This is a genomic window from Vibrio sp. HS-50-1, from assembly GCF_024747315.1.
Lineage (GTDB): Bacteria > Pseudomonadota > Gammaproteobacteria > Enterobacterales > Vibrionaceae > Vibrio > Vibrio diabolicus.
In genome coordinates this window covers 347,414-372,262 of sequence record NZ_JAMPZF010000048.1, presented here as the reverse complement: position 1 = coordinate 372,262, position 24,849 = coordinate 347,414, and the positions used below count along the sequence as shown (strand labels likewise).

Here is a 24,849-nt window from a genome sequence, read left to right as displayed (position 1 = left end):
AGATACCGAATGCTACGGCCGTCACTATGGCGGCCTAATAAAGAATTTAAGCCATAAAGGCGGAGATGAAATGATGAAAAAATTACTTGTCGCACTTTTATCTGTAGGTGCTTTAGTGACAGGCATTGCGCAAGCTGAGTTAGATAATCCAGGTGGCATTGGCGGTCTAGAGTCTCTACGTGGAATGTCTCAATTGGAAGACACACGCCCAGCAGATGAGTTCAAAGACTTCCCTAAAGATCAGATTGTTGAAGATAGCTTTGTTTATCAACCACCGTTGATCCCACACAGCATCCGTCACTACGAAGTATCGTTAAATGCTAACAAGTGTCTTGCTTGCCACAGCTGGAAAAATGCAAAAGAGTCAGGCGCGACTAAAATTAGCGTAACGCACTATGTAAACCGAGAAGATGCTGTATTGGCGGATATGTCTCCTCGTCGTTACTTCTGTTTGCAATGCCACGTGCCACAAACTAATGCTAAGCCGCTAGTTGAAAACAAGTTCGAGGCAGTTGATTCGCTTCAGTAATTGAAACGCGAGTACTAAGAGGTTATTTATGAAAATACTTAAAGCGTTTTGGAAAAGACTGAAGAACCCAAGTAAAGCTGCCGCTGGTGTGGTTTTGTTCTTAGGTTTTGCTGGCGGTCTTTTATTTTGGGGCGCATTCAACACAGGTATGGAGGCAACCAACACAGAAGAGTTCTGTTCTGGCTGTCACGCACCAATCGTTGCTGAAATTCAAGAAACAATTCACTACTCTAACCGTTCTGGTGTTCGTGCCATCTGCTCAGACTGTCACGTTCCTCATGAATGGACAGATAAGATCGTTCGTAAAGTACAAGCATCCAAAGAGCTATTCGCTCACTATGTTCTGCGTACTATCGATACACCAGAGAAGTTCCAAGAGCGTCGAGGACACCTTGCTGAGCGAGAGTGGGCGCGAATGAAAAAGAATGACTCTCTTGAGTGTCGTAACTGTCACGAGTTTGATTACATGGATTACTCTCAACAAGGCTCACGAGCAGCGGAGCAGCACTCTACTGCGCTAGCTTCTGGAGAGAAAACCTGCGTAGATTGTCACAAAGGCATCGCGCACAAACTACCGGACATGAGCGGCGTTGAAGGCTGGCACTAAGGAGACTTCCCATGAGTACTTTAGAATCTGTAATTTGGCATATCCTTGGCTATAGCGCCATGCCTGTGATTATTCTTTCCGGCTTTGTGGCAGTAGCAGCAATCTCTCTCTGGCTGCTGTCATTTGGTAAGGATAAAGAGGTGTAACGTAACGCACTTCTACCCGTCAACTTGCCTATTTTTTGACACTAAGCGCTGAGTATCTACTCGGCGCTTTTTTATTCACCGTCACTTTCGGCCCAAAATATCCTCAACCGATACATATATTCAATCGGTATAACAAGGTAGTCAGTAACGACCAAAAAAAGCGACCATAAAGGTCGCTAAAATTTACTGCTATAGGGAGTTGTTTAAGACTCTTTTACTGGCAGAACCTGCTTGACGTATTGCCCTGGCGCTTCATCGATTGCTGGGTGATCTTCAGAGCCAATAGGGAATGGTTCGACTTGCTCTTTTGGATTGAATTGAAGTAGCCATTCATTCCAATGTGTCCACCACGAGCCCTCTTTGTGCTCGGCATTATTCAACCACTCGTCAGCCGAATCATCCAAAGTATCGTTCAACCAATAACCATACTTATTTTTCGCTGGAGGGTTCACAATACCCGCAATATGACCCGACTCACCAAGAACAAACGTTTTGTTGCCACCAGTGTTCAGGGCACCACGATAAGTTCCCTGCCATAAAGCAATATGGTCTTCTTTCGTTGACACAAAATAGCTAGGAATTTTGATCTTATTTAGGTCAATCCATACCCCACCAATTTTGACGCCTTTGTCTTGCACTAGCTTATTCTCTAAATAGAGCTCACGAAGCAAGAAGTTATGGGAGGCGGCACTCACGTTGGTACTGTCACTGTTCCAGTACAACAAGTCAAAATCGACTGGGCTATTACCCTTTAAGTAGTTGTCGACATAGTAGTTCCAGTACAAGCTGTTTTCGCGCAGTAAGCTGAATGTGACGCTTAATGAACGACCGTCCATATACCCTTTTGCGTTGTTTTGCGCCTCAATTGCACTCACAATGGTGTCATTGATGTACGCGCCAACTTCGCCTGGCTGAGAAAAGTCGAGCAATGTGGTGAAGAAAGTCGCTGACTTAATACGCTTCTTCATACGTTTTGCCGCATAGTACGCAACCGTGCTCGCCAGAACCGTACCACCGATACAGTAACCAGCCGCGTTGATTTGCTCTTGGCCCGTTATATCTTCAATTGCGGCGACGGCTTTCACTACGCCTTCTGTCACATAGTCACCAAACTCTACATGCGCTTGTGCCTTGCCTGGGTTGCGCCAAGACATCATAAATACGCTATGTCCCTGCTCTAGCAACCATCGAACCATTGAGTTCTTCGCTGTTAAGTCAAGGATGTAGTATTTATTAATGAAAGGAGGAACGATGAGCAGTGGCGTCGCATTCACTTTCTCTGTTAGAGGTCGATATTGAATCAACTCAAACAATTCGTTTTGAAAAACCACATCGCCCGGAGTGGTCGCCACGTCATCACCCACGCGGAACGCATTGTTGTTCGTCATACGAATTTTCAAAATGTCCGCACTGGACTCAACGTCTTCTTTTAACTGCTCTAAGCCAGCCAGAAGGTTTTGACCGTTTTGCTCAAGTGTCAGTTTCAAGAGTTCTGGATTCGTCGCGATGAAATTCGAAGGGGAAAGTGCATTGATGGCTTGACGAGAAAAGAAAAGTATTCGCTCTTTAGATTTTTCATCCAAACCTTCTAGTGACTCAATTGTATCTAAATAAGTCTTGCTGAATAACAGGTAGGATTGCTTAATGAAGCTATACATCACCTCATTTTGCCACGCTTCATTAGAAAAACGCTTGTCCCCTTTTTCTGCTTCAATGACCTGTTTTTGGTTACCCGCCAACGCGACATTCTGCCAAATTTGTAGCTGCTGCTCCCACCATTCTGCTTGCAGTTTTAAGATCGCAGCAGGTTGATTTACAGCTTGTTCGAAGAGTTTGGCAGTGTCTTCCAAGTTCACTTCTTGCATGGCCTTATTTAAAGGAGAGTTCACGACTGCCTTGTTCACTTCGAAATCATGCCACCACTGTTGATTGGTTTGTTGAAGCTGTACAAGATAGTCCGAAAAGAAGTGCTGAAACATAGTCTTACTCCTATATTCGGAAAAAACAACGCCGCCCAAATTAGGGCCTAGAGACCCTAAGGCGGCGAGAATCGGACAAATTACGCTGGAGTAACAGTCTTTAGATTTTCCGAAGTCATTTTCTCAACGTCTTCTTTGAACTCTTTTGCAATAGCTTGAAGCTTGTTGCTGTCGTCCATCATTTGTTGAGAAAGCTTAGTAAGAACGCTTAGTTGCTGGCTGTTGAAAGCAGTCAATGACGTTACGTCTTTGATTTCTGATGCCGCTTTCATTTGGTTCAGACCCACTTCGCTGTAAGTACGAATTGCGTTAAGTTGAAGCTCAGTCAACACTTCTACGTTTTTTGTCACTAGCTTGTTGAACTTCAAGTAAGGTTCTAGATTTTTTTCAGTTTGATCGCTAAAGGTTTTGAAGAAATCTGTGTACATGGTTTATCTCCTAGAGAAAGAATTAAAAATGTCCGTTTAAATAATTACTTAACTGCTTTTATAACCACAGCCGTCCCCATGCCGCCGCCCACACAAAGTGATGCGACACCATATTGACCATTTTGCTTATGAAGCTCGTGAACAAGCGTCACTAAGATTCGGTTGCCCGATGCACCAAGTGGGTGACCTAGCGCGATAGCACCACCATTAAAGTTCGCTTTATCTTGAATCGCGTTAACGGGAACTTGGTTGGTTTCCGCCAACTGATGAATCACGCCAAGTGCTTGCGCAGCAAATGCTTCGTTTAGCTCGTAAGCGTCAATGTCGTTTACCGTTAATTCCGCTTTTGCTAATGCTTTATTGACTGACTCCACTGGACCTAGACCCATGATTTTCGGATCAAGCCCCGATTGCGCATAGCTTACGATCTCAGCAATAGGCGTGAGTCCATGCGCTTTAACTGCGCTCTCAGACGCGACGATAATTGCACTCGCACCATCGTTAATACCTGATGCATTCCCCGCAGTCACAGTGCCTTCACGGTCAAAAGCAGGGCGCAGCTTGCTTAACGCTTCCATAGTCGCATTAGCCTTTGGGTATTCGTCGGTATCGAATAGCACCGTTTCACGGCGTTGCTTTACTTCTACGGGCACAATTTCGTCTTTGAATTTGCCCACTTCGATTGCCGCCACCGCTTTCTGTTGGCTAGACAGCGCATACTCGTCTTGCTGTTGACGGGTTAGGCCGATTTCTTTTGCGACGTTTTCTGCCGTCACACCCATGTGATATTGGTTATAAACGTCGGTTAAACCGTCCGCTACGAGCAGGTCTTTCAGCTCTAGGTTGCCCATTTTGTTGCCATCACGAATACTGCTTGGTGCGGCAAACGGTATCTGAGACATGACCTCAACACCTGCTGCAACAACAATCTCTGCATCGCCACTACGGATATGTGAAACCGCATCCATGACGGTTTTCATGCCACTGCCGCAAACCATGTTTACACCATACGCAGGAACCGCGTCCGGAATCCCAGCGAACAATGCCGCCTGACGACCGACTCCCATGCCTTGACCTGCGCCGACAACGTTGCCAACAATGACTTCGTCAATCTTGTCGGCATTCAACTTCGCCGCTTCCAATGCGCCCTTAATCGCTACTGCTGCCAAATTGCCAGCAGAGGTATTTTTCAGACTGCCACCAAAGGCGCCAATTGGAGTGCGCTTCGCTGCTACGATAAACACTTTTTCCATCATCTTATCTCCTTAGTGCATGTATAGGCCGCCGTTCACCGACAAAGTCTCACCGGTGATATAGGCTCCTGCATCGCTGACCAAGAAGCTCACTGATGCTGCAATTTCTTCTGGTGTAGCAAGGCGTTTCATTGGGATTTGATTCGTGATGGATTCCAATACTTCTGGCTTCATTTGCTCAACCATTGGTGTACCAGTGTAACCTGGCGCAATAACATTTACTGTCACACCCGAACGAGCACCTTCATACGCCAAGGCTTTAGAGAAACCTATCATCCCAGCTTTCGCCGCCGAGTAGTTTGCTTGACCAAACTGCCCTTTTAGGCCATTGACTGAAGAGATGTTAATGACACGACCACCGCCTTTTTCGCACATCGCAGCGAACAGAGGTTGCGTAACGTTGAATAGACTATTGAGGTTGGTATTAATGACGTCATTCCAAGCTTGCGCAGTCATCTTTTTAAACACGCCATCACGTGTGATACCTGCGTTGTTGATAACGACATCAATGGTCCCTTCTTCCTCAAGCAATTGCGCTAACTTTTCTGCACACTCTGCAGTGTTTGTTACGTCCAACTCAAAAAGGCGAACCTGATCTTTGGTAAACCCTTTACTGTTGAACCACTCCAACGCACATTCATAGTTTCCTGTGAAATACGTAGCGATTACACGGTAACCATCATTCACTAATTGAGAGGAAATAGCAGAACCAATTCCGCCTTTTGATCCGGTGATCAAAGCGACTTTCTTCATCGAAGACTCCATTCTTAACGGCATTTAAAAAAGCAAACTAAATACACTGATGAAATAAATCACCAACTGACGTGTTTATTTATTCTTTTGGCTATCAATCCTGTGATGCCTTTTATTTTAAGTTAAACCAGAAATATTACATTTCAAATAAAAAACTAATCCATTTGCATAAGATTGATTTAGATCTCATTAAACATGAAATGTTATAAAATGGTTAACTATTTATAAGTCATTGTTTTAAATAAAATAAAGTTAAACACAAGCTTATCAGAACATAAATTTAATCATTATTTATCAATAAGTTACATACAGAACAGTGGACGTTACATCATCTCATGATTTCAGATACTACTCTCATGCTCAGAGTTGTTATCTATAAATACGATTAGAATAATAATTCAAATATCAATATAAGCAATTGTCAGTAATATCATTTAATTACTAACTTAAATGATATTACTGACAGTATAAACTTAATTTTATATTTATAGTTTTACTTATGAAAACTGGTATATTTAGAATGTAAAAAATAGAAGAAAACGTCTCATTTTGGTGCAGTTCGCACTATTATGACGCAGCAATTAAAAAATAATTTCAGTTTTATTTTAAATATCCAAATAACATCAATTAACTAGCATTTAACGTATCGAATCACTTTTTATCTATTGAAGTACCGGTACGGTGCAATATTCGATAGTGCCATCTCCTAAAGCAATCATCTAGATTCTTTAACCCAGTAATTGATGTTATACCCAAATGACGTCAAGATGCAGAAATCGTGTCAGTGACATGCTCCGCAGGGCGAGTTTCCTTATCCCACAGCCTTTGTTAACGATTTTTGATTTAGAACCACTAGATCTTCAAATCGTTGCCGTGCCTGTGAGCCAAGTCATTCTCGCTGAACCTAGCACCTTGAGGTTATTTGGGGATATTTGGGGATAGTATCCTTTATCAATTTGCACTATCTTTGTGGCTTCTATCAAATCACTTAGTTATCAACAAACATGAATCTTGCATTGCTCAGTATGTTCATCCCTACCTTCTTTTTTGTCTCAATTACACCAGGAATGTGCATGACGCTCGCCTTAACGCTAGGAATGAGTATCGGTTATCGCCGCACATTATGGATGATGATTGGTGAACTCGTCGGTGTCGCGCTGGTTTCAGTCTCGGCAGTACTAGGGATCGCAGCGATCATGCTCAACTATCCTTGGATGTTTATCGCACTAAAGTTTATTGGTGGCGGCTACTTACTCTATCTTGGTGTAGAAATGTGGCGATCTCGAGGTAAGTTAGCAATAAATGTCGATAATTTGGAGACACCCAGAAGTGGTAATGTCGCGCTCATCATGCAAGGCTTCGTTACCGCTATCGCAAACCCAAAAGGCTGGGCATTTATGATTTCTCTGCTGCCGCCTTTTATCGATCAAAATGCGGCTCTTGCTCCACAGCTGATCGTGCTTGTCTCCATCATCCTTCTTTTTGAGTTCATTTGTATGTCTCTGTATGCCACGGGTGGTAAAGGACTGAAACGCGTGTTGGGTCAATCAAAGAATGTGCGCCTGATGAACCGTATCGCGGGCACTTTAATGATGGGGGTTGGTGTTTGGCTATTACTGAGCTAAAGCAACGCTGGAAATGATGAAAAATATCCTAAGAAAAATTACGCGAAACATAAGTGAAGTATTAGATTTTCAGGCCCGGGTTTGGGTCGTAAACGTTTATGCTGGAGAACACAGAGGCGAATCTTACGTTGTAAACGAAGACAGCTTTTCCGAGCCATTGCAATGGATGAAAAAGAAAGGTTATCACACATCCATGTTGCGCCTGGTTGAATCGATGAAGCGCTCTCAAATCATTGAGTTCGATTTAGGTCACGTCAAACATCGCCTGATGCGTGTGAAATAGCACAAAGTAAAACGCCACTCAAACTGAGTGGCGCGAGCACTTTTTACCTTCAGCACCTCGTATTACGGCGCGGTATCAATCTCAACAGGCAAGTAATGCTTCGGTTCGAGCTTGAACAGTTCAGGTAATACGGTACCAATGGAAATGGAAGACCATGTACCTGATAGCACACCAATAAACATCGCTGTTGAGAAACCCGCTAGCGGTGCTCCCCCCATAATCCATAGTGCACCAACAGTAATCAGTGTTGTGCCTGAAGTCACCATCGTTCTAGAGAACGTCGCGATGACAGCCTGGTCATTGATGTCTTCCATTTTCCAACTTTGTTTCGCGATCAGTAGCTCACGAATTCGATCTGAAATGATGATCGAATCATTCAATGAGTAGCCTAAAATTGCCAATACGGCAGCAAAAACCGTTAAGTTGAATTCCATTTGGGTAACGGCGAAGAAGCCGAGGACGACAATTACGTCATGAGCCAGAGCAAATACAGAGCCACTCGCTAAGCGCCATTCAAAACGGAAACACAAGTAACCAAGGATGCTCAGCACACAAATCAATAGTGCTAAACCGCCTTGGTCAAACAAATCCTGGCCAACTTGAGCACCAACAATACTGTTGCTGACGACATCAACTTGATGTGAAACTGGCTTTAATACCTCTTCCACACTTGGCAGAGTTTGCCCTTCTTCAGGGGCGGAGTAGCGAATGAGCCAACGACCATCTTCACCTGTGCGGGTGACAGAGGTTGATTCACCAAGTTTTGGTTGTAGTGCATCAAGCAGATCGTGGTTGGTTAACGACTTATCGACTTTCACTTCTGTCACCATACCACCAGTGAAATCCAAGCCGAGATTCAACCCTTTAAAGCCCAGAGCACCAAGTGCGATCACCGTCAAAACGATAGAAACTAGCGTAGTGAAGTGGCGAATTTTACGAATATTTTGTTTTAGCATTTCGACCATGATTAAACCCTCACATCACGACGGGCATCTCGGCCCCAAATTAAATTGATCATTGCTCGAGAGGCAAATACGCCTGTAAACATACTGGTTAACAAACCTAATCCGAGTGTTAAAGCAAAGCCTTGGATTGGACCGTTACCGATGGCGTATAAAATCACGGCGGTGATCATGGTAGTAATGTTGGCATCAAGGATGGTCGAGAACGCGCTATCAAAGCCCAGATCAATCGCTTGAGCGAAACTGCGGCCTTCACGCATTTTGTCCTTAATACGTTCGAAGATAATAACGTTGGTGTCCACTGCCATACCAACGGTTAACACCAACCCTGCAATACCTGGAAGCGTTAGCACCGCACCTGGTAACAAGGCAATTAAGCCAAGCAAACAAAGCATGTTGGCACAAAGCGCCACGTTCGCCACCCAACCTAAGCGGCGGTACCAAAGGGCCATAAAGGTCAGTGTTAAACCCATACCCAAAGCAAGTGCCGCAAAACCATTTTCAATGTTTTCAGCCCCCAAAGAAGCACCAATAGTACGCTCCTCTACGATAGTAACCGGGGCTGTTAGCGAACCCGCACGAAGTAATAGCGCTAACTGCTGCGCTTCGTCCATGCTGCCAGCGCCGGTAATACGGAACTGGCTACCAAGTTGAGATTGAATAGTCGCAACGCTGATAACGCGCTCGCTGCGCTCTGTTACGCCACGATCGTTTGTCTTGTATTCGCGATAAACCGTCGCCATTGGCTTGCCAATATGCGTTGCAGAGAAATCACTCATCTTTTTACCGCCCGCGTGGTCAAGCGAGATGTTAACTTCTGACATACCCATATTGTCGACGCCTGCACGAGCGTTAACAATGTGCTCACCCGTTAGGACTGGTCGTTTCTCCAGAACAACAGTTCGGCCATCGTTATCTTTCAGCACAAGATCTTGGCCGCTTCGCGCTTGGCCTGCATCTTTCACTTCATAGAATGCCAAACTCGCAGTGGCACCAATAACGTTTTTCGCTTGTGCTGGGTCTTGTACACCTGGTAGCTCAATACGAATGCTGTCTTTACCCTGACGCTGAACTAATGCTTCCGTAATGCCTAGCTCTTCTATACGACCACGCATAATCTTCAAGTTTTGTTGCAATGTCGTTGATTGGAACTCTTGAATATTCTGCTCACTTGGCTCAAGAACAAAACCGCGAGACGAGCTTTTCACCACCCAACCTGGATAGTTTTGACGCAAGAATTTGTTTACTTCAGCTAGGGCGGTATCACTCTCACTGTTTACCGCAATGCGGTTACCACTTTCTGCGCGAATTTGTACACCACGCACGCGCTGATCTAGCAGGCTTGCTTTGATCTCATCGATCAAAGCATTACGTTGCTCCTCAAATGCTTTATTTACGTCGACATTCAAGAGGAACTGTACCCCACCGCGAAGGTCAAGACCGAGTTTGATTGGGCTAAAACCCATCTCATTCAGCCACTCTGGAGCAACAGACACATATGAGAAGGTAATGCTGTCTTCTTTATTTAGCTCATTGTTTAGTAACGCACGAGCTTTGCTTTGCGCATTTTCATCATCGAATACAATGGTCGTTTTGCCATCTTTTTCGATGATTTTGTCTGCTGAGATATGATTGGTTTTCAGTAGTTGATTCAACTGAACAACCGACATTTCACTGCTGTTTTGGTTTGAAAACGTTAGCTGGATCGATGGTTGCTCACCGAACCAAGTCGGAATCGCGCTTAACGTTAAGATAATGACCGTCGTGATTAATACGACATATTTCCAAGCTGAATAGTGATTCATCAGCTTTCTGTTCTTTTGCTGCTTTGGTGTTTTTTTCATGTAAACATCATCCCTTCACTACGAAGTGAAGCTTTTAATAACAAGGCTTAACACACGACAGATGCCCCCAGAATAAATTCAGGGTATGAAATGCTCAGGACGGTTACGCCCTGTTGAATACAATCGTCGTGTTAAGAGTGCACAATGGTGCAAATAGATGGTGTTTAGGCAGAAAACTGACTATTGAGTGCGACGTACATTGCGTTGGTCTCTTTCCAACCAGAAATGCGATGATCGCTTGTGAAATGATAAAAAGTGTACTGGTTTTGACGCCAATTGATATCCATCAGGCTGTAGGCATAACCTGCGTCAACATAGAAAGGCGTGTTTAGGTCACCAACAACGTCAACATGCTCATCATCGAGGCCTTCACGTAAGTGAGAAACCCAACGTTGAGTGTTAAATAGAGCTAGCGTATCGAGTCTTGCATGACTTTCAGAAATCGGAGACTGCGTCGTTTCTTCTGAGACTTCAGAAAAATCGATTGAGGTATTTGCAAAAGCAATACTCGCAACAAATGGTTGCAGCTTAGAAAAGTAAGGTAAATGAGCTTTCTGATCGATTTGCGCAGCAAAAACATGCGCTGGTAGCAATACCATCGCAAGCAGCATAAAAAGCAATTTTTTCAAGCAAATCTGAGACATAAGAACTCACTAAAAACAAAACGAGTCGAGTTTTTTCACTCGACTCGATGATAGTATTCCTATTAATTATGGTTCACAACTAAAAAGTTATAAATCTCTAGAGGCTTTAAACTAAAGGCGCTCTGTTAACGGTAAAAGATATCGCCTTTATCGACATCTAAATAGATTTTGTTCTCTTGCTCCAAACCACCACAATAAATGAAGTACACATTGCGCTTGTCATAAGTAACCGAACGAACCCAGCCACCGAGCTCTTCAAAATCACTCGGATCACAGGTTTCATCGTCTAACAATTGCTGGGTTTTCTTGCGGAAGATGTCCAAGTGGACTTTTAAATCATCCGACTTCTGCAAATATCCATCCAGTATTTCCAAACGCTCTTGTTCTTTAATAACTGGCTCTGCATCAGATAATCCTTCGGCATTCAACCACTCAGCTTTTTCTTCACCGCCCTCTTCATAAACAAGGTAACCAGAGATTCGATACCAACCATCCACTTTTTCTAACACCGATACTTTTTCTCCCTTATAGAGCGTATCGACAACCAAAGCATTAACATTTGGCTTATTGTAAACATTGATTCGACGCTCAATGACATAGTATTCGGTCACTTCAGGGGGGGCGGTTTCTAAATCCAGAATCGGTTTGGATATTTCTTCTTCCACTGGCACTTGCTCCACTTGCGCAGCTTTTGGCGCTTCAGGTTCATCTTTTTGCATAAAGAAGAAATAGTATCCAGCACCCGCCCCACCGAGCAACAGTATGACAATCAATGCGATGAGAATTTTCTTCATGTACTTTTCCTTTTCATTCTTTGTTCTTATCTCACCGGCAACACGCATGTCGCGGAAATTTGGGTATATACTCAAAAGGGTCGGTCAACTAACGCGAGCAATAATGATCAACAAACTCAATTGGATACTGTTGCTTCTTCTGTTCCCCATTATGGGGCACGCCAATATTCAATGTAAACCATCGTCGTGGAATGACAATCTTACCCAATTCAATCGTTTAGAGTCCAATTACAATAAGCATGTTGAGGTATTCAATGCACTTTTAGCCGAACATAAGCAGCGTCAGTTATTGTCCCAAACCTTTTCCCTACATGAACTCGTATTACTTTGGCGCGCCCGCTCGAACCAAAATGCGTTCAAAACTCAATTAAAAGCCTCCATTCAATATAAAAAAGAACTCACGACTAAAGCTAATGAGTTGATTAAATTGAGCACACAATCTCAATGGTCAGCAAATGGATGGAAGAAACTTGCCCAAAAGTGCCGTGAGTCAAACGAAACTGCCAATCAAATCACTGCGGAGTGGTATAACACCAACGCTTTGCAACTTACCGAGGATTACAAACGCCTTTCTTCACAGTACCAAGCACTAGCGCAACTCTATGATAAAGAAGCGAGATCGCTTCAATACGCTCAAGATGTTTCGAGGTAAAAATCGAGCCCGTTTTGAAAAGACGATGTCGGGTTTTCACTCCAATATTGGACGTTATTCGTGCTTTAATTCCCTCTTTTAGTGATCCCAACATTATATGTAAAAAATGGGACTGTTCCCTTTTACAAACTTGACTAAACCATGACCAAGAGAGGCAACTTATAGAGACATACGTCACAATAATGCTTTACTTATGGCCAATTTTTGGTTAATTTACCCATTAATAAAATTTAATAAAAAGTCACATTTGGCTGGAGATGATGCTACAACCATGGTTATCAATCGATTAAGTAACAGGGACTGTCCTAATGCTACCAAAGCCAAGTTTTTGTCAGTAGTTAGGCACGTAAAAGAGTTTGGTTCAATCAGCGATTTGGACCTTTGTAAAATCTTCGGAGAAACAATTTGGAGTGATGGGAGGGAATACCATTCAGCTGCGTTCTCATTCAAGGTTGATAGATACACAGGTAACTGTGAAATCTCACAATACAAGCACCAATAAGGCTTAAGAATTTATAAGGCGGAGTCAGGAAACTGATTCCGCTTTTTTGATCATCGCGATCGTAAAGTCGTGATCGGAATAACCCTCGATCAATTGTGCGTCCGGACATAGCCATCGGCAATAGCGTAACACCCCAACTTTATTATGCGATGCGAGCATTCTCATGCTCGGCAGCTTTTCTTCATCCAATAAGTTAAACACGCACCCTTTCTCTGCGGCCCGGTACATTTTCTCGATCATCTCAATGGTATGATTTGGATTCGCGGATTGATAATTCAATGATCCAGAAGCAAAGACATAATCACTACGGGGCAATACCAACGTTGAAAAGTCACCGCATACGAACTCACTTTGAGTACGAAAGTCCCGCTTTCTGGCCTCAGAGATAAACTGTTTTTGCTGATCAATGCCAATATAACTTTGGGGGCGCAGATTGTTGAACTCAATAAACGCTAATAAGTCTCCGTAGCCGCACCCAATATCTAAAAGACTTGAACCGTCTAACGTTAACCCACGGCACAAGGCTTCAAATCGACTGATTTGGCTGTACTTATCTCTCCATCCCAGCGTTCGCGCTCTGTCTGTACCGAACTGTCGGTATCGCTTTCGGTGATAGTGAGCAATCTTAAGTCTATCGAGAAATTTCATCTTTCTTATGCATAAATCGGCAAGCTTCCATTTCCTTTCACTTGTCTAATAGCCAAGTGCGTATGGATATCTTTTACGTTTTCTAATCGTTGTAGCTTTCTAGTGAATGTTTCATAGCCAGCGAGATCTTTGCTGACCACTTCTAACAAATAATCATAAGCCCCTGATACAACATGGCACGAGATCACCTCGTCCATTTCAACAACAGCATGTTCAAATTCATCAATCGAAGAAGCTTGGTGGTTGTTCAAACTGACTTCAACAAATACAGTCATCGCAATACCCACCGTGTCTCTGGACACAATGGCTCGATAACCGCTAATTACGCCCTCCTGCTCTAAACGCTTAATGCGTCTTGCACAAGGTGATGCCGATAATCCTACTTTGTCAGCGAGCTCTGCCGTAGTCAGGGTTGCATCCTTCTGCATCAAGTTGATCAGTTGCCTGTCAATTTTGTCCATTTATCCTTCCGTGCCAATAATCACTAACAATTAACATTTATACGCGCTTTATCACCAACATCAAGCTTAATTACGTCAAACTTTGCCTCCCTTTGGCACGAGTTTTATTCAACAATTAACACATCATTTACAAATGGACATGCCGACAATGATCTTGGGATACGCAGCTATATTAACGACCTTACTGCTTTGGTCTGGTTTCTTTATTTCTTTAAAAGGGGGCGCAATTTCTAACTTGCAGCCAGCCGATATCGCGTTAGTTCGCTTTCTAATCCCAAGTTTAATTTTATTACCATTTGTGATTAAGCATAAGCAGGCGCTTCGCGTAGTGCCTAAACGCTACCTAACTGGTGTTGTGGTAGGGAGTGGCCTGCCCTACCTGCTGGTCGTCGGCACAGCTATGCACTTCGCTCCCGTGGCGCACGGCAGTGCATTAGTACCTGGCACTTTGCCATTGTTTGTTTCTGCTATCGCGGTGTTGTGCTATCAACAGTCGCTGAGTGCTCACCGCTTAATCGGGCTTTCTACGGTGTTGTTAGGGATTTTCGTATTCCTTCTTTCTAATAGCGGTGCAGAGTACAACTGGTCTCAATTACAAGGCCACATCTTGTTTCTAACCGGTAGCATTATGTGGGCCGTTTTCACCATCAGTGCTCGTGTTGCTAACCTTAATGCGCATGTCTGTGCTGGGTTCGTTGCAATCGCGTCTTTGGCACTGCTCATCATTGCGGTTGGCTTCGGATGGGTAGATAGTTACCTAGCGATAACGCCGATCAGTCAGTGGCCGTGGGAAGAGTTATTTGGCCACGCGATGTTGCAAGGTGTCGGCGCAGGCTTAATCGCCTCTTTTACCTTTATCTATGCAATCCGAATTATTGGCGCCGAAGCCAGTGCTGCTTTTGGGTCATTAACTCCAGTCGTCGCGACACTTCTTGCCGTTCCAATTTTTGGTGAACAACCAGATTCACTTACTTGGTTAGCGCTGATGCTGGTAACCTGCGGCAGTATTGTGGCAAGCCAAATCTTTATGAAAGATGGAATGAGCCAAACTTATCGCCCACCACTTCACAGATAGCGATAATTTTACAAAAACTTTTGTCCTACTATCTTGAATAACAAAATGGCGTTTTGATAGCCTCGATTTAACCAATAATTAAAACGCCAATGTAATGCCTGCCACTCATACTAAAGATGAACTGCATAGATTCCTCAAACCGGGAATGAAACTTTCGACTAATTTCGAGTTTGGGCCTAAGGACCAGTATACGTATTCCACCACCTATCTTGGGATGAAAGAGAACGCGTATTTGATTCTTGATATACCGATGCGTTTGCTTGAAGAGCAAGTGATGAGAAAACTCCCAAACGCCGATGTCATCGTGCGTGGTGTATCAGATACGGAGTTAGGCCATGTCATTGCATTTAAATCCAGTGTTCTAACAACTGCGGTTCGTCCTTCGCCCCTTTTATTTATTCGAATTCCAGGAACATTTGCAACCAAACCAGTCCGGGAACACGAACGATATAAGCTGCAAATGGATTGTAAGATTGTTCACGCGGGGAATGTTTACGACGGTAGCCTTATCGACTTCTCACTGGCAGGTATTGGTATCTCAACCTTTATAGAGCCTGAATTCAACGTTGGTGAAAGTGTCACTATTGACTCTTCTCTAAGTCACTATATCGGAGAAGAAAATCGGTGTGTCATTGCCAACATTAAGAAGTTGGTGAAAGGCTGGGTAATAGGAATTAAGTTTGAAAGCCCAATAACGATGAGTCACGAGCTAAAAACAGAGTTACTGGAGCAGTCCTTTCCAACCAGTAACGTCTGAACTTACTGTTGGCTAAAGCGCGTCGCCTCAAAGCTGTTGAGCACTCTGTGCACCGCATAGGTCACGAGCAGAGTGACAACAATAGCAAACAAAATACTACTCACGCGATACAGCGCGCTGAACATTAAATCGCCATCCGGAGTAAGGTATTGGCCAAATAAAATACCTAATGTGGTTAATCCGCCAAATCCGGCTCCTGACCCACTAGACTCTTTTACGTGCATATAGCTGAACATCATCGCGCCAATCCACAGTAATGGGACGATAAACAGCAAGGTATCCGACCAATCGTATAGTACGAGCTGTCCAGCAATACCAAAGGTTACCCCCATCAAGGTCCCCATTGCTCTTTTGCGCGCATACCCTAAAGCACCGTTCCAATGCATGGGAAACAATAAAAGCAAGGTTGTCGCCTGAGCGGACATAGAATCACTGAGGTCAAATAGCTGGAATACAAGGAAAGACATTGTAGCGATACTCGCCCCCATAAGGGCTTCATGCCGCATGCGGTGACTCTGTTTAGGCTGAGATGGTTTTGCCGGTGGCTGACGAGGCTCTGCATCAGGGATCAAAAATGTCACGACGTAGGCCACGATCACTGAAATAACATTCGCTTGTAGGTTGCTGAATATCAGATCATTTAAGTCGGTTGTTGGATAACTCGCAAAATGCAGCATGATGCTCAAGCTCAGCACGCTATTTGCCCCAAACAGGAATAAGCTCCCTTTTGACATACAGGCGAACTTATACAAAAACAACCCGAAGGCGATGATCGTCATCATGCCAGGATGTCCACCAAATAGCCCACCAAGAATACCGACCTCTAATCCGCATACGACCGCTGAAAAAATCAGCTGTCGTGCGGCATGCAGGCTCATGACTGGTACCATTCCAAGTAACAACATCGGTGTTACGGTAAAAAATACGCCATAATTCCAGCCAAAGACCTTACATAAGGTGAAGCCAATGGTCGCGCCAGTTGCAATGCGCAAACACTGACGGAAGTCGTTTTCCGACATGGGATGATCCCATAACTTCATATCGCCTCCCCGTTAATAAATGTAATGAAGAAGACTCAAAAATCGGATCTGACATCTCGCTAACCAGCCAGATAACGAGTTTTCTGGCAATAGTTGCACAGTCGCACGTGCCCCGGCCGGAAATGCGCGCTGTTGAGGCTCATCGATAGCTAAATGTAAACGTAAACGCTGCGCGTCTCTCACCCAACGGTTTGAGTCTGTCGGTGTTGCTAAACGGCCATCCGCATCAAACTGGCCCGAGCTTACTCCCGCATCCACACTCGTAATACGAGCTTCAAATACGTCACCAGGCAAGCTATCAAAGGCCACTAACGCCCGACTGTTCTGATTGAAGTGTCGCAGACTCTTTTCACGAAAGTCGGCAATAATATCCACGTCATCCGAGACTAAAGCCACAAGAGGCGTACCAGCGGCCGCATAGGCACCTGTTTCCAGCTGCAAGTTAGCGACAACGCCATCATGCTCAGCAATTACTTGAGTGTAAGACAGATTAAGTTCCGCTTGTTTTAGCTGGTTTTGTGCCACGCGGATATTTACATTCGTTGCACCTAAATCGCCTCGGTTTACTTCCAACTCTTTTAAACGAGCGCGCGCGGCCAGTAAGTTTGCTCTGGCTGCCGTTGCACTACTTTGTGCGTCATCACGCTGTTGTTGCGAGGTGCCATTGCGATGAAACAATGTATCAAGACGTTTGGCTTCGCGAACTTTTTGCTCGGCGACAATTTTGCTTGCTTCAACGTCCGCCTTTGCCGCTGCAATAGAGGCATCAAGCTGTTCATTATTTTGAATCACACGTTCAAGGTTAAGTTGAGCCTTTTCTACGGCGAGCTGATAAGGCTGTGGATCTATCTGGAATAGTAGATCGCCTTGGCTTATTTCTTGATTGTTGGCAACATAAAGATTCGTAATCTGTCCACTCACACGGGGAGCTACTTTAGTTACCACTCGCGTTGCCATTGCCTGAGGCGTCAGTGGCATGACGAGATCTGCGACTAGAAAATAGGCAAAGACAAGGACAAACGCGACGCAAGAATACTTGATCCAACGTGCGAATTTTTGATCTGGAGTCATAGGCGTTTACTTCTCTTTTAATTCGGGTTTCTGACTTATTCGCTAAGTGAATCAAGTGCATTGTGAGCAATCTGATCTAGGATCAATGAAAGCTTTTGAAGCTCTTGGTCATTGATTTCTGTCAGTAGCTTGCTCCGTACTTGAAGAATTCGGGTCTCCATTTGCTTCAGTAGAGTTTTACCTTCTTCTGTAAGACTAACAATGCGTGCTCGCTTGTCATGCTCACTGCAATGGCGAGTGATCAGAGATTGCTCTTCTAATAGCTTTAATGTGCGCATCAGCGATGCCAACTCAATCTCAAGCGCTTCAGCCAAATGCTTCTGACTAACGTTGTCGCCCATTCGATAAAGTTTCCATAACGCAGTCCAACGCGGGTACGTCAGGTTTAAAGGCTCCAACTCGCGATCTGCAACCATTTTCCACAAACGGGCAACACGAGATAACTTTTCAGCCAGAGAAAGGTCGCGCAAACTGTTGATGTCTTGAATCATAAGATCTACTCAATTACTTAGCTTGCTAAGTAATATAAAATAGTTAGCACGCTAAGTAAATAATTTTTTGTGATTTAAATCACATAGAATATGCCATTGGGGAACAAGTTTGCGTAACGCAACGTAGTACTTGGGTTGTAATAGTAGTGATATACGACACTAAAGGTGATATCAGCACTCCAGGCTTATCAACAAGTGAAGCATTGAGATACAAAAAAAGCACAACCCTAAGTTATGGCGTTGTGCTTTTCGGTTTAGTGAGCGATTGAATTATCAATTAAGGCTCATAGCGAATGAGTTCATCACGTTCGTTCAATTAAGAATCGCTGCTTGAAGTCAACAAAGGCTTCATGGAGCGCATTTTCTTTAATCGGTTTGAGCAATACGTAATTCGCGCCCGCCTCCATAAACGCATCACTGGTTTCTTTCGCCGTATCGGCAGTACAAGCATAAATTGGCGTGCCTAACTTCAGCTTCTGTCGGATCTCTTTGGTTGTTTCAATTCCTCCAAGATGCGGCAGTTGGTTGTCCATCAAAATCAAATCGTAAGTATGATCTTTTAAGAACTCCATCGCTTCCAATCCATCTTTTGCCCAATCAACCTGCATTTTGTACTTGTTACAAAATGCTTTGAGAATGAAAGCATTAGTATGGTTATCTTCTACCAACAGTACTTTTAGACTCTCTGCGAATAACTCACCAGGTTTAACTCTCAAGCTTGAATCAAGAGGGGTGAGCACTCGCTCACGATCTTTCACTGGCATTGTAATAACAAAGGTCGTGCCTAAACCTTTTTGACTACGTACTTGAACGTCACCTTCCAGCATATCGACGAGGTTTTTCACAATGGTCAGTCCCAAGCCACTGCCACCGTATTCTCGAGTGGTCGTTGCTTCCTCTTGAACGAAAGGTTCGAACATTTGGTCGAGCTTATCGGGCTCTATGCCGATGCCCGTATCCGTAATTTCCACTACCAACACACTATTTTCGGCGCCGTAGAACTGCTCCAGTTCCGCATGCAAGCGTACGCTGCCCGAGGGGGTAAACTTAACTGAGTTACTGACTAAGTTGAATAAAATTTGGTTCAGACGAACTTGGTCAGTAAAGATTTCAACATTGGGATCAATCTTGTTTTCAATGACGAGGTTAACGCCTTTATTTTCGCAAATTGGACGATAAATGTTTTCTAACGTTCGAATCGTGTCAGTGAAAGAAAACGGGTGCTTTTGAATATTAAACTTACCCTGCTCAATCTTCGAAAAATCCAAAATGTCATTCAAAACAGCAAGTAAGTGCTCACCACTATGTCGAAGTACGTCAATTTGGTTATTCTGTTCTTCCGTTTCGACCGAGTCTTTTAATAATTGAGCAACTCCTAGAATGCCATTGATTGGCGTTCGGATTTCATGGCTCATTTTAGCCAGAAAATCGGCACGTGCTTGGGCGGATTTTTCTGCCTCTTTACGTGCCAAGTTACTTTGTTTTTCCGCTTCAATAAGCGTCGTAATATCCTGACCTTGAACAATGATACCGCTGATATCACCGTCAACTCGAATCGGCGATAAGTTCCAGCGATATACCTTGTCTCCAATTGGTACATTGACGCCAGTTAACGTGGCTCCTTGAGCTGCCATTCGCAGGTGCGGCATCAACTTTTCTTTGAAGCCTTTAAACACTGGGTGCATGGTTTCAATGTCGTTTTCCATGACCAATTCTTTGCGGGCTGCCGGATTAATTTGGATGAGTACGCCAGACTCTGACCACACCATAATCGGCGATAACGCAAAGTTAAACAGATCGCGGAATGAACGCTTTTGCGCTTCCAGCTCTTCAAAGGTGTTTTCTAGTGTCGAACCAATATGATCGAACTCCTCGATATCCGACCCGCCAAACCGTTCGAACCCTTTTTCTTCACGAGCCGAACGAGTATATGCCATCAACGAGCCAAGCTCTTCGACGACTCGATTCTCAATCCACTCTTTGGTCATCAACGCAATCATCACCATCCCGATAACCGAAGCCAGCATCGCTAAAAGGTGCTGGATTTGCAGCGTCACAACACTCTGATTGTCTTGTACGGTTAGTAAACACAAATCCGTCGTGGCAGCATTGACTTCGATAGGGGTTTTAATAATCAACAACTGGTCAAGCTTTTGCTGAGATTCTCGCCGCTTCAGAACATCAAATATCTTGTACGCTTCATCTCCGACTAGTGAGCTGGCTAGTGGCGTATCGTTGGCCACCAAAACAACATTATCAACGTTCCCTTCGTTTTTTAGTCTTTCCATCAACCCGAAGTTGTTATCTAGAACAACAACATTGTAAGAATACCCCATCACTTCACCGGTTTTAGGTTGTAAAACCGGTACACGACGCAGTAACAGATGGCGAGTTCCCATTGGGGTATGTGAAGGAAGGTAATACCAATTGTTGCTAAAAGTCACTTGGCTCGCGAGATCATTGAGAATCAAGTTATTGATGCCATAGAAATGCGCATTCCCATCGTCCCAAATAATGCCTTGATGATCGGTGAGAAAGCGAAACTCTGGCGTATGAGAAGGATCACTCTGGTCAATACTCATGAAAAAGTAATTGAGAGCTTCTTCATCCCGTTCTGTATAAAAATCTAAAACAACATCACTCTTCGAGTTACTGTTGTGATGAATCTGAATCGCAGCAAAATGGCTATCAAAAATATTAAGAATCAGCGCTGACGTCTGTTGCTTAGTTCTATCCACTTCTTGCCAAATAATTTGCTTCGAGAAGTAATAACTCTGAACGAAGATGCCTAAAATGATCGGAGCAAGTACGAGAATGATTATTTTCGTAATAAGCGTCGACAATGAGCGACGCTTTCTTGTTTTTGATGTAGTTGTCATCAATTGTCTGAGTATCTAAATGCGCGTTTTCTTAATGCTTCAATTCTTTCTGGAGAATCAGATTTCGTGACGACTTCAAAATCACCAGAATAAACGGTTGGAACGGGCTTCCCTTCAAGATCCCACTTAATCGCTTCTGCCATTGCAATGCCAGTATCATCGTTCATACGCATAACAGTAACGTCTAACTCCCCTTTCGAAAGCGCTTCTAATTCTGCAGAGCCGCCACCCCAGCCATTGATCATGACATCTTCACGCCCTAACTCTTTCAGCGCATCAACAGCACCTAGCGCCACATCTGTAGAACACGCATAAATAAAATCGACGTCAGGATATTTTTCCAAACTCGCTTTTGCTGCTTCGTACCCAGACTGCTTTGTCGCTTTAGTATAGTAAGCAGATTGTAGTTCAAAGTTGTTATCACGGTTGACTTGATTGATAAAGGTATTGCCTCTGATATCGCTGATATACCCTTCTGAAAAGTAGAGCACACTATAATGGCTCTGTTTTGGAAAACGCTTACCAAACTCCACTGCAAGCTCACGGCTGCCTTCAGCATGATCAAAACCAACATAAAGGAACGGTTGGTGATCCTCCCAATCTCTTACCGGTGTAGTGATATTTTGTAAGATCAACTTGGTTTTCTTTGAGTCTAAGACGTGTTCAACAAACTTACGATGCCTAGTGGTATCGAGAGTGAAAATAAGATAATCGGAGTTGCTCTTCAGCGCTTCCATTAAAGACAAACTTTGTTGCTTAATATCTGCGTTGGGACGGGTAAATACTTGATTAAGTTGATAGTCGATATCGAGTTTATCTAAACGCTGTTCAAATGCGTCTATATTTCGAATCCAATAATCCGAAATCTGTTGGCCTGGATAAACCACAGAAATTTTTAACGGACGTTTTTTGTCTCTTTCAACCGGAACAGGAGTCTCTCGCACGGCGTCAGCCAACGCATTCGTTAACTGCTTCTGTTCTGGAAACTGGTCTAAAAATTCTTGATATGCCCAATACCCATTGAGGACTTGAGTGGCTTGCGCTATCGGCGCGACAGTGGCCATTGACATCAGGGAGAATACTAACGCTTTTTTCATCTACTGCTCTTTTAGCTTTTTATGAGCCTAATTCAGCTCTATTCGTTACCTAGCCGAGTCATCCTTTACTCTTGTAATCTACCTTCCTCTGAGTGCCTGTTTCAATAATAAATTGGTTCTTAGTCTGAGTTGGAACGAATAAACGTTTATTGTGTACCTAATTGTAAGGTCACAAAATATCATTTCTCCTTTTCATACTCTGAGTGTTTAAACAGAACACCAACCCATTATGCGTCAGTTTGTTCTTACATGGTACTCCAAAACTAAAAAGAAACCGCCTCAGTGGACGGTTTCTTTGTTATTCGGCATGTCGCGAACGCTTATTTCGATAAAGCCATTTCTAACATCATCTGCTGATTTTCATCAACGACAATACTTGCTTTTGACGTAACAAGCAGCTCTTTCTTAGCTTTTGTTAGTTGCTTAATATAATACTCAGCCCGCATGGCAAGTGTCTTTGAATCAAAATCCGAAGACCACTCCAATACCAAGGGACCTTTTCCCTTTAAAGCTTTCGCTCCTTTGCCCGTTTGGTGCTGATTGAATCTTCGCTCAACATTGTTTGTGACACCGCAATACAGCGCATTACGGTTATTTCGTATCAAATAGACACTCCAACGCTGCGCTGTATTTTCAATCATGAAAGTAGTGACTCGACCTTAGCTTTAAGCTCATCGAGCTCTTCTTTAAGCTGAGCAACTTCGAGCTCTAGCTGGCTGACTCGATCAGAATTAGAGCCAGCCGCTGACACTGGCACTGCTAGCTCAGAGACGTCAACGTCGCCACAGAACAAATGCATATAGCGTGATTCTCGCTTTCCGGCTTCACGCGGTAACTTGACCACTAATGGCCCTTTGTCTTCGCTTGCTAAGTGCTCCAAAACTGTTTCAACTTCTTTGACATCATGAAATGTCGCGAGACGATTGGTACGAGTGCGAATTTCCCCAGGCGTTTGAGCACCACGCAAAAGCATACAGCACACGATTCCCTTCTCTTGTTCTGTCAGTTTTAAATCACCAAACTCCGTATTACAGAAACGGTGTTGATACTTGCTAACACGGCTGTTAAACGCACTTTCGTCACTGACGAGCCTACGCTCAATTAGAGCATCAACGGCATCGAGAACGTCTGACTCAGAGAGCGACATTACGGGATCACGGTTGCTTTTTTGATTACACGCGTTGGTTAATGCGTTTAGGCTGAGGGGATAAAGATCTGGGGTGGTGACTTCTTTTTCGATCAAGCAACCAATGACTCGTGCTTCAATTGCCGTTAGCTCAACTTTCATAATGCATTTCCTTATTATTTTTGCATTTGACTTGGTACCTAAATCGCTTCGAAATCATGCATCATACATTGGCAAAGAGATGCAAGAAGCGTTAACGATTCAGGTGTCGGTGTCAGGCTAAAGCATAGCGCAAGACCTGGCACCCTTTGCGAATCGGGTCAGGTATCAATGCTCCGAGAGAATTGGCACTTTCGTCAAATTGCCATCTTGATCAACCATCATTATTTTTGAACGATTCAGCTCAACTTCGATGATTTCGAGTTGCTCGCGAGCGTTGATATACGCTGTTTTTAACTTTTCAGCCACAGAGCGAGTGGCTTGCTCATTATCTTGACTACTTACTTGCTCCGCAGTGTTCCCAGAGTCCATATCAAGTTCATCATTTTGCATTCAATGGTGTTGATAATATAGTGAAGGCCACGTTATGACAATGAATCGATGGATTCTACGATGTTGCCCAAAACTCGATTAAAGAAGCGTGATTATGTGGACACATCGCAATTGGTTGAGAAATGTTCAACTCTGCATTGTGATTGATCTAAAGACTGTTATGCCACTGGATGTTGTGCTTTAATCGAGGGAGATATTCATAAAATTAGGAAAGAGAACTATGAGTAGCGTATTTGAAATCGTTAACCAAGCTCGTCGTAAAAACAAACTAAAACGTGAGCTGCTTGATAACGAAAAGAAAGTTCGTGATAACCGCAAACGTGTTGACCTTCTAGAAAACCTTCTAGATTACATCAAACCAGAAATGACTCACGATGAAATCGTCGCAATCATCAAAAATATGAAAGCAGACTACGAAGATCGTGTTGATGACCACATCATCAAAAGTGCAGAAATCTCTAAAGCACGTCGTGACATCAGCCGTCGTATTCGCGAACTGACTGAAGAAGACAAGCAAACTAGCGGCAAAAAATAAACGCTTAAGCTAGATTTTCCAACCCCGAGTAAAGCTACCTTACTCGGGGTTTATTTTTGTCTCTAAACTAAGCGCCGTGTACAATCAATCCAACTCTTATTCCTAACGCATTCAGC

Annotated in this window: 27 protein-coding genes; 9 read left to right on the top strand and 18 right to left on the bottom strand. The window is 43.8% G+C overall.

The genetic code is table 11. The annotated features are described in order from the left end of the window. The first annotated feature begins 73 nt into the window (after positions 1-73). Genes NDJ01_RS21075 through NDJ01_RS21065 form a run of 3 tightly spaced genes read left to right on the top strand, consistent with a single transcriptional unit; the run spans position 74 to position 1,282 of the window. Entirely contained in the window at positions 74-529 is a 456-nt protein-coding gene (locus NDJ01_RS21075; RefSeq protein WP_031780699.1) for a nitrate reductase cytochrome c-type subunit, read from the top strand. 28 nt (positions 530-557) lie between these two features. Further along, positions 558-1,136: a NapC/NirT family cytochrome c gene (locus NDJ01_RS21070; protein ID WP_005398274.1), complete on the top strand. Its 579-nt coding sequence runs from the start codon at positions 558-560 to the stop codon at positions 1,134-1,136. A gap of 11 nt (positions 1,137-1,147) precedes the next feature. Then, the gene (locus NDJ01_RS21065) at positions 1,148-1,282 is read left to right on the top strand and encodes a TIGR02808 family protein (protein WP_005373546.1); all 135 of its coding nucleotides are present in this window, start codon (positions 1,148-1,150) and stop codon (positions 1,280-1,282) included. A 203-nt stretch (positions 1,283-1,485) separates the two neighbouring features. On the opposite strand, the gene phaC is transcribed toward NDJ01_RS21065, so the two are convergent. The 4 genes from phaC to NDJ01_RS21045 all read right to left on the bottom strand — a co-directional run bounded on the left by phaC (position 1,486) and on the right by NDJ01_RS21045 (position 5,695). Beyond that, positions 1,486-3,261 carry a class I poly(R)-hydroxyalkanoic acid synthase gene (phaC, locus tag NDJ01_RS21060; protein WP_005398277.1) on the bottom strand — a complete coding sequence of 592 codons (1,776 nt, stop codon included), beginning with the start codon at positions 3,259-3,261 and terminating at the stop codon, positions 1,486-1,488. Between the two features lie 80 nt (positions 3,262-3,341). After that, positions 3,342-3,689 carry a phasin family protein gene (locus NDJ01_RS21055; RefSeq protein WP_005398278.1) on the bottom strand — a complete coding sequence of 116 codons (348 nt, stop codon included), beginning with the start codon at positions 3,687-3,689 and terminating at the stop codon, positions 3,342-3,344. A 44-nt stretch (positions 3,690-3,733) separates the two neighbouring features. Then, positions 3,734-4,942: an acetyl-CoA C-acetyltransferase gene (locus tag NDJ01_RS21050; RefSeq protein WP_258587570.1), complete on the bottom strand. Its 1,209-nt coding sequence runs from the start codon at positions 4,940-4,942 to the stop codon at positions 3,734-3,736. 12 nt (positions 4,943-4,954) lie between these two features. Beyond that, positions 4,955-5,695: an SDR family oxidoreductase gene (locus NDJ01_RS21045; protein WP_046875888.1), complete on the bottom strand. Its 741-nt coding sequence runs from the start codon at positions 5,693-5,695 to the stop codon at positions 4,955-4,957. A gap of 1,004 nt (positions 5,696-6,699) precedes the next feature. Between NDJ01_RS21045 and NDJ01_RS21040 the strand changes: the two genes are divergently transcribed. Both NDJ01_RS21040 and NDJ01_RS21035 read left to right on the top strand, forming a co-directional pair. Further along, positions 6,700-7,320, top strand: coding sequence for a LysE family translocator (locus tag NDJ01_RS21040; protein WP_041853084.1), 621 nt, complete (start codon positions 6,700-6,702; stop codon positions 7,318-7,320). A gap of 16 nt (positions 7,321-7,336) precedes the next feature. Continuing rightward, a complete protein-coding gene (locus NDJ01_RS21035) occupies positions 7,337-7,603 on the top strand; it encodes a hypothetical protein (protein WP_104970816.1) in 267 nt (88 codons plus the stop codon). Positions 7,604-7,665: 62 nt separating this feature from the next. Here the strand turns inward: NDJ01_RS21035 and secF are convergent, their stop codons facing one another. The 4 genes from secF to NDJ01_RS21015 form a co-directional block, all read right to left on the bottom strand. Beyond that, on the bottom strand, positions 7,666-8,568 hold the full coding sequence (gene secF / locus NDJ01_RS21030) for a protein translocase subunit SecF (protein WP_005397711.1): 903 nt from the start codon (positions 8,566-8,568) through the stop codon (positions 7,666-7,668). 2 nt (positions 8,569-8,570) lie between these two features. After that, positions 8,571-10,409, bottom strand: a complete 1,839-nt coding sequence (secD, locus tag NDJ01_RS21025; protein WP_258587278.1) for a protein translocase subunit SecD — start codon at positions 10,407-10,409, stop codon at positions 8,571-8,573. A gap of 164 nt (positions 10,410-10,573) precedes the next feature. After that, a complete protein-coding gene (locus tag NDJ01_RS21020) occupies positions 10,574-11,053 on the bottom strand; it encodes a hypothetical protein (protein WP_104973502.1) in 480 nt (159 codons plus the stop codon). 125 nt (positions 11,054-11,178) lie between these two features. Continuing rightward, the gene (locus NDJ01_RS21015) at positions 11,179-11,847 is read right to left on the bottom strand and encodes an SH3 domain-containing protein (protein ID WP_145534611.1); all 669 of its coding nucleotides are present in this window, start codon (positions 11,845-11,847) and stop codon (positions 11,179-11,181) included. A gap of 103 nt (positions 11,848-11,950) precedes the next feature. Between NDJ01_RS21015 and NDJ01_RS21010 the strand changes: the two genes are divergently transcribed. Further along, on the top strand, positions 11,951-12,499 hold the full coding sequence (locus NDJ01_RS21010; protein ID WP_145534608.1) for an ATPase: 549 nt from the start codon (positions 11,951-11,953) through the stop codon (positions 12,497-12,499). A 526-nt stretch (positions 12,500-13,025) separates the two neighbouring features. Here NDJ01_RS21010 and NDJ01_RS21005 read toward each other — a convergent pair. Then, positions 13,026-13,649 (bottom strand): class I SAM-dependent methyltransferase, encoded by a 624-nt coding sequence (locus NDJ01_RS21005; protein ID WP_005397716.1) that lies wholly within the window; start codon positions 13,647-13,649, stop codon positions 13,026-13,028. A gap of 5 nt (positions 13,650-13,654) precedes the next feature. Then, a complete protein-coding gene (locus tag NDJ01_RS21000) occupies positions 13,655-14,110 on the bottom strand; it encodes an Lrp/AsnC family transcriptional regulator (protein ID WP_031780652.1) in 456 nt (151 codons plus the stop codon). 148 nt (positions 14,111-14,258) lie between these two features. Between NDJ01_RS21000 and NDJ01_RS20995 the strand changes: the two genes are divergently transcribed. Then, positions 14,259-15,185 (top strand): DMT family transporter, encoded by a 927-nt coding sequence (locus NDJ01_RS20995; RefSeq protein WP_047008123.1) that lies wholly within the window; start codon positions 14,259-14,261, stop codon positions 15,183-15,185. A 94-nt stretch (positions 15,186-15,279) separates the two neighbouring features. Further along, on the top strand, positions 15,280-15,942 hold the full coding sequence (locus NDJ01_RS20990) for a flagellar brake protein (protein ID WP_258587277.1): 663 nt from the start codon (positions 15,280-15,282) through the stop codon (positions 15,940-15,942). Positions 15,943-15,944: 2 nt separating this feature from the next. On the opposite strand, the gene NDJ01_RS20985 is transcribed toward NDJ01_RS20990, so the two are convergent. The 8 genes from NDJ01_RS20985 to NDJ01_RS20950 form a co-directional block, all read right to left on the bottom strand. After that, positions 15,945-16,982: a DUF2955 domain-containing protein gene (locus NDJ01_RS20985; protein WP_046875880.1), complete on the bottom strand. Its 1,038-nt coding sequence runs from the start codon at positions 16,980-16,982 to the stop codon at positions 15,945-15,947. A gap of 12 nt (positions 16,983-16,994) precedes the next feature. Next, positions 16,995-18,053 carry an HlyD family secretion protein gene (locus NDJ01_RS20980; RefSeq protein ID WP_047008121.1) on the bottom strand — a complete coding sequence of 353 codons (1,059 nt, stop codon included), beginning with the start codon at positions 18,051-18,053 and terminating at the stop codon, positions 16,995-16,997. Between the two features lie 35 nt (positions 18,054-18,088). Next, complete coding sequence (locus tag NDJ01_RS20975; protein ID WP_005397727.1) at positions 18,089-18,544, bottom strand: MarR family transcriptional regulator; 456 nt, start codon at positions 18,542-18,544, stop codon at positions 18,089-18,091. A gap of 302 nt (positions 18,545-18,846) precedes the next feature. Continuing rightward, positions 18,847-21,423, bottom strand: coding sequence for a quorum-sensing autoinducer 2 sensor kinase/phosphatase LuxQ (gene luxQ / locus NDJ01_RS20970; RefSeq protein ID WP_047008120.1), 2,577 nt, complete (start codon positions 21,421-21,423; stop codon positions 18,847-18,849). Beyond that, the gene (locus NDJ01_RS20965; RefSeq protein ID WP_005397733.1) at positions 21,423-22,520 is read right to left on the bottom strand and encodes an autoinducer 2-binding periplasmic protein LuxP; all 1,098 of its coding nucleotides are present in this window, start codon (positions 22,518-22,520) and stop codon (positions 21,423-21,425) included. Before NDJ01_RS20965 ends, luxQ begins: the two co-directional genes overlap by 1 nt. A gap of 320 nt (positions 22,521-22,840) precedes the next feature. After that, on the bottom strand, positions 22,841-23,161 hold the full coding sequence (locus tag NDJ01_RS20960; RefSeq protein ID WP_012842363.1) for a GIY-YIG nuclease family protein: 321 nt from the start codon (positions 23,159-23,161) through the stop codon (positions 22,841-22,843). After that, the gene (locus NDJ01_RS20955; protein ID WP_047008119.1) at positions 23,158-23,808 is read right to left on the bottom strand and encodes a YceH family protein; all 651 of its coding nucleotides are present in this window, start codon (positions 23,806-23,808) and stop codon (positions 23,158-23,160) included. The genes NDJ01_RS20960 and NDJ01_RS20955 overlap by 4 nt, the downstream gene beginning before the upstream one ends. Before the next feature lie 165 nt (positions 23,809-23,973). Further along, positions 23,974-24,177 carry a hypothetical protein gene (locus NDJ01_RS20950; protein ID WP_031780656.1) on the bottom strand — a complete coding sequence of 68 codons (204 nt, stop codon included), beginning with the start codon at positions 24,175-24,177 and terminating at the stop codon, positions 23,974-23,976. A 241-nt stretch (positions 24,178-24,418) separates the two neighbouring features. On the opposite strand from NDJ01_RS20950, the gene NDJ01_RS20945 reads away from it, so the two are divergent. Then, complete coding sequence (locus tag NDJ01_RS20945) at positions 24,419-24,733, top strand: DUF496 family protein (protein WP_005373603.1); 315 nt, start codon at positions 24,419-24,421, stop codon at positions 24,731-24,733. Positions 24,734-24,849: the final 116 nt, after the last annotated feature.

Coding starts and splice junctions, on each gene's coding strand:
- NDJ01_RS21005 (WP_005397716.1), bottom strand. CDS start 13,649: ATGAAATTTCTCGATAGACTTAAGATTGCTCACTATCACCGAAAGCGA.
- NDJ01_RS20965 (WP_005397733.1), bottom strand. CDS start 22,520: ATGAAAAAAGCGTTAGTATTCTCCCTGATGTCAATGGCCACTGTCGCG.
- NDJ01_RS21045 (WP_046875888.1), bottom strand. CDS start 5,695: ATGAAGAAAGTCGCTTTGATCACCGGATCAAAAGGCGGAATTGGTTCT.
- NDJ01_RS21010 (WP_145534608.1), top strand. CDS start 11,951: ATGATCAACAAACTCAATTGGATACTGTTGCTTCTTCTGTTCCCCATT.
- secD (WP_258587278.1), bottom strand. CDS start 10,409: ATGAAAAAAACACCAAAGCAGCAAAAGAACAGAAAGCTGATGAATCAC.
- NDJ01_RS21020 (WP_104973502.1), bottom strand. CDS start 11,053: ATGTCTCAGATTTGCTTGAAAAAATTGCTTTTTATGCTGCTTGCGATG.
- NDJ01_RS21035 (WP_104970816.1), top strand. CDS start 7,337: ATGAAAAATATCCTAAGAAAAATTACGCGAAACATAAGTGAAGTATTA.
- NDJ01_RS21075 (WP_031780699.1), top strand. CDS start 74: ATGAAAAAATTACTTGTCGCACTTTTATCTGTAGGTGCTTTAGTGACA.
- NDJ01_RS21040 (WP_041853084.1), top strand. CDS start 6,700: ATGAATCTTGCATTGCTCAGTATGTTCATCCCTACCTTCTTTTTTGTC.
- NDJ01_RS20975 (WP_005397727.1), bottom strand. CDS start 18,544: ATGATTCAAGACATCAACAGTTTGCGCGACCTTTCTCTGGCTGAAAAG.
- NDJ01_RS20950 (WP_031780656.1), bottom strand. CDS start 24,177: ATGGACTCTGGGAACACTGCGGAGCAAGTAAGTAGTCAAGATAATGAG.
- NDJ01_RS20955 (WP_047008119.1), bottom strand. CDS start 23,808: ATGAAAGTTGAGCTAACGGCAATTGAAGCACGAGTCATTGGTTGCTTG.
- NDJ01_RS21050 (WP_258587570.1), bottom strand. CDS start 4,942: ATGGAAAAAGTGTTTATCGTAGCAGCGAAGCGCACTCCAATTGGCGCC.
- NDJ01_RS21065 (WP_005373546.1), top strand. CDS start 1,148: ATGAGTACTTTAGAATCTGTAATTTGGCATATCCTTGGCTATAGCGCC.
- NDJ01_RS21070 (WP_005398274.1), top strand. CDS start 558: ATGAAAATACTTAAAGCGTTTTGGAAAAGACTGAAGAACCCAAGTAAA.
- NDJ01_RS20990 (WP_258587277.1), top strand. CDS start 15,280: ATGCCTGCCACTCATACTAAAGATGAACTGCATAGATTCCTCAAACCG.
- phaC (WP_005398277.1), bottom strand. CDS start 3,261: ATGTTTCAGCACTTCTTTTCGGACTATCTTGTACAGCTTCAACAAACC.
- NDJ01_RS20945 (WP_005373603.1), top strand. CDS start 24,419: ATGAGTAGCGTATTTGAAATCGTTAACCAAGCTCGTCGTAAAAACAAA.
- NDJ01_RS21055 (WP_005398278.1), bottom strand. CDS start 3,689: ATGTACACAGATTTCTTCAAAACCTTTAGCGATCAAACTGAAAAAAAT.
- luxQ (WP_047008120.1), bottom strand. CDS start 21,423: ATGACAACTACATCAAAAACAAGAAAGCGTCGCTCATTGTCGACGCTT.
- NDJ01_RS20960 (WP_012842363.1), bottom strand. CDS start 23,161: ATGATTGAAAATACAGCGCAGCGTTGGAGTGTCTATTTGATACGAAAT.
- NDJ01_RS20980 (WP_047008121.1), bottom strand. CDS start 18,053: ATGACTCCAGATCAAAAATTCGCACGTTGGATCAAGTATTCTTGCGTC.
- NDJ01_RS20995 (WP_047008123.1), top strand. CDS start 14,259: ATGATCTTGGGATACGCAGCTATATTAACGACCTTACTGCTTTGGTCT.
- NDJ01_RS21015 (WP_145534611.1), bottom strand. CDS start 11,847: ATGAAGAAAATTCTCATCGCATTGATTGTCATACTGTTGCTCGGTGGG.
- NDJ01_RS20985 (WP_046875880.1), bottom strand. CDS start 16,982: ATGAAGTTATGGGATCATCCCATGTCGGAAAACGACTTCCGTCAGTGT.
- NDJ01_RS21000 (WP_031780652.1), bottom strand. CDS start 14,110: ATGGACAAAATTGACAGGCAACTGATCAACTTGATGCAGAAGGATGCA.
- secF (WP_005397711.1), bottom strand. CDS start 8,568: ATGGTCGAAATGCTAAAACAAAATATTCGTAAAATTCGCCACTTCACT.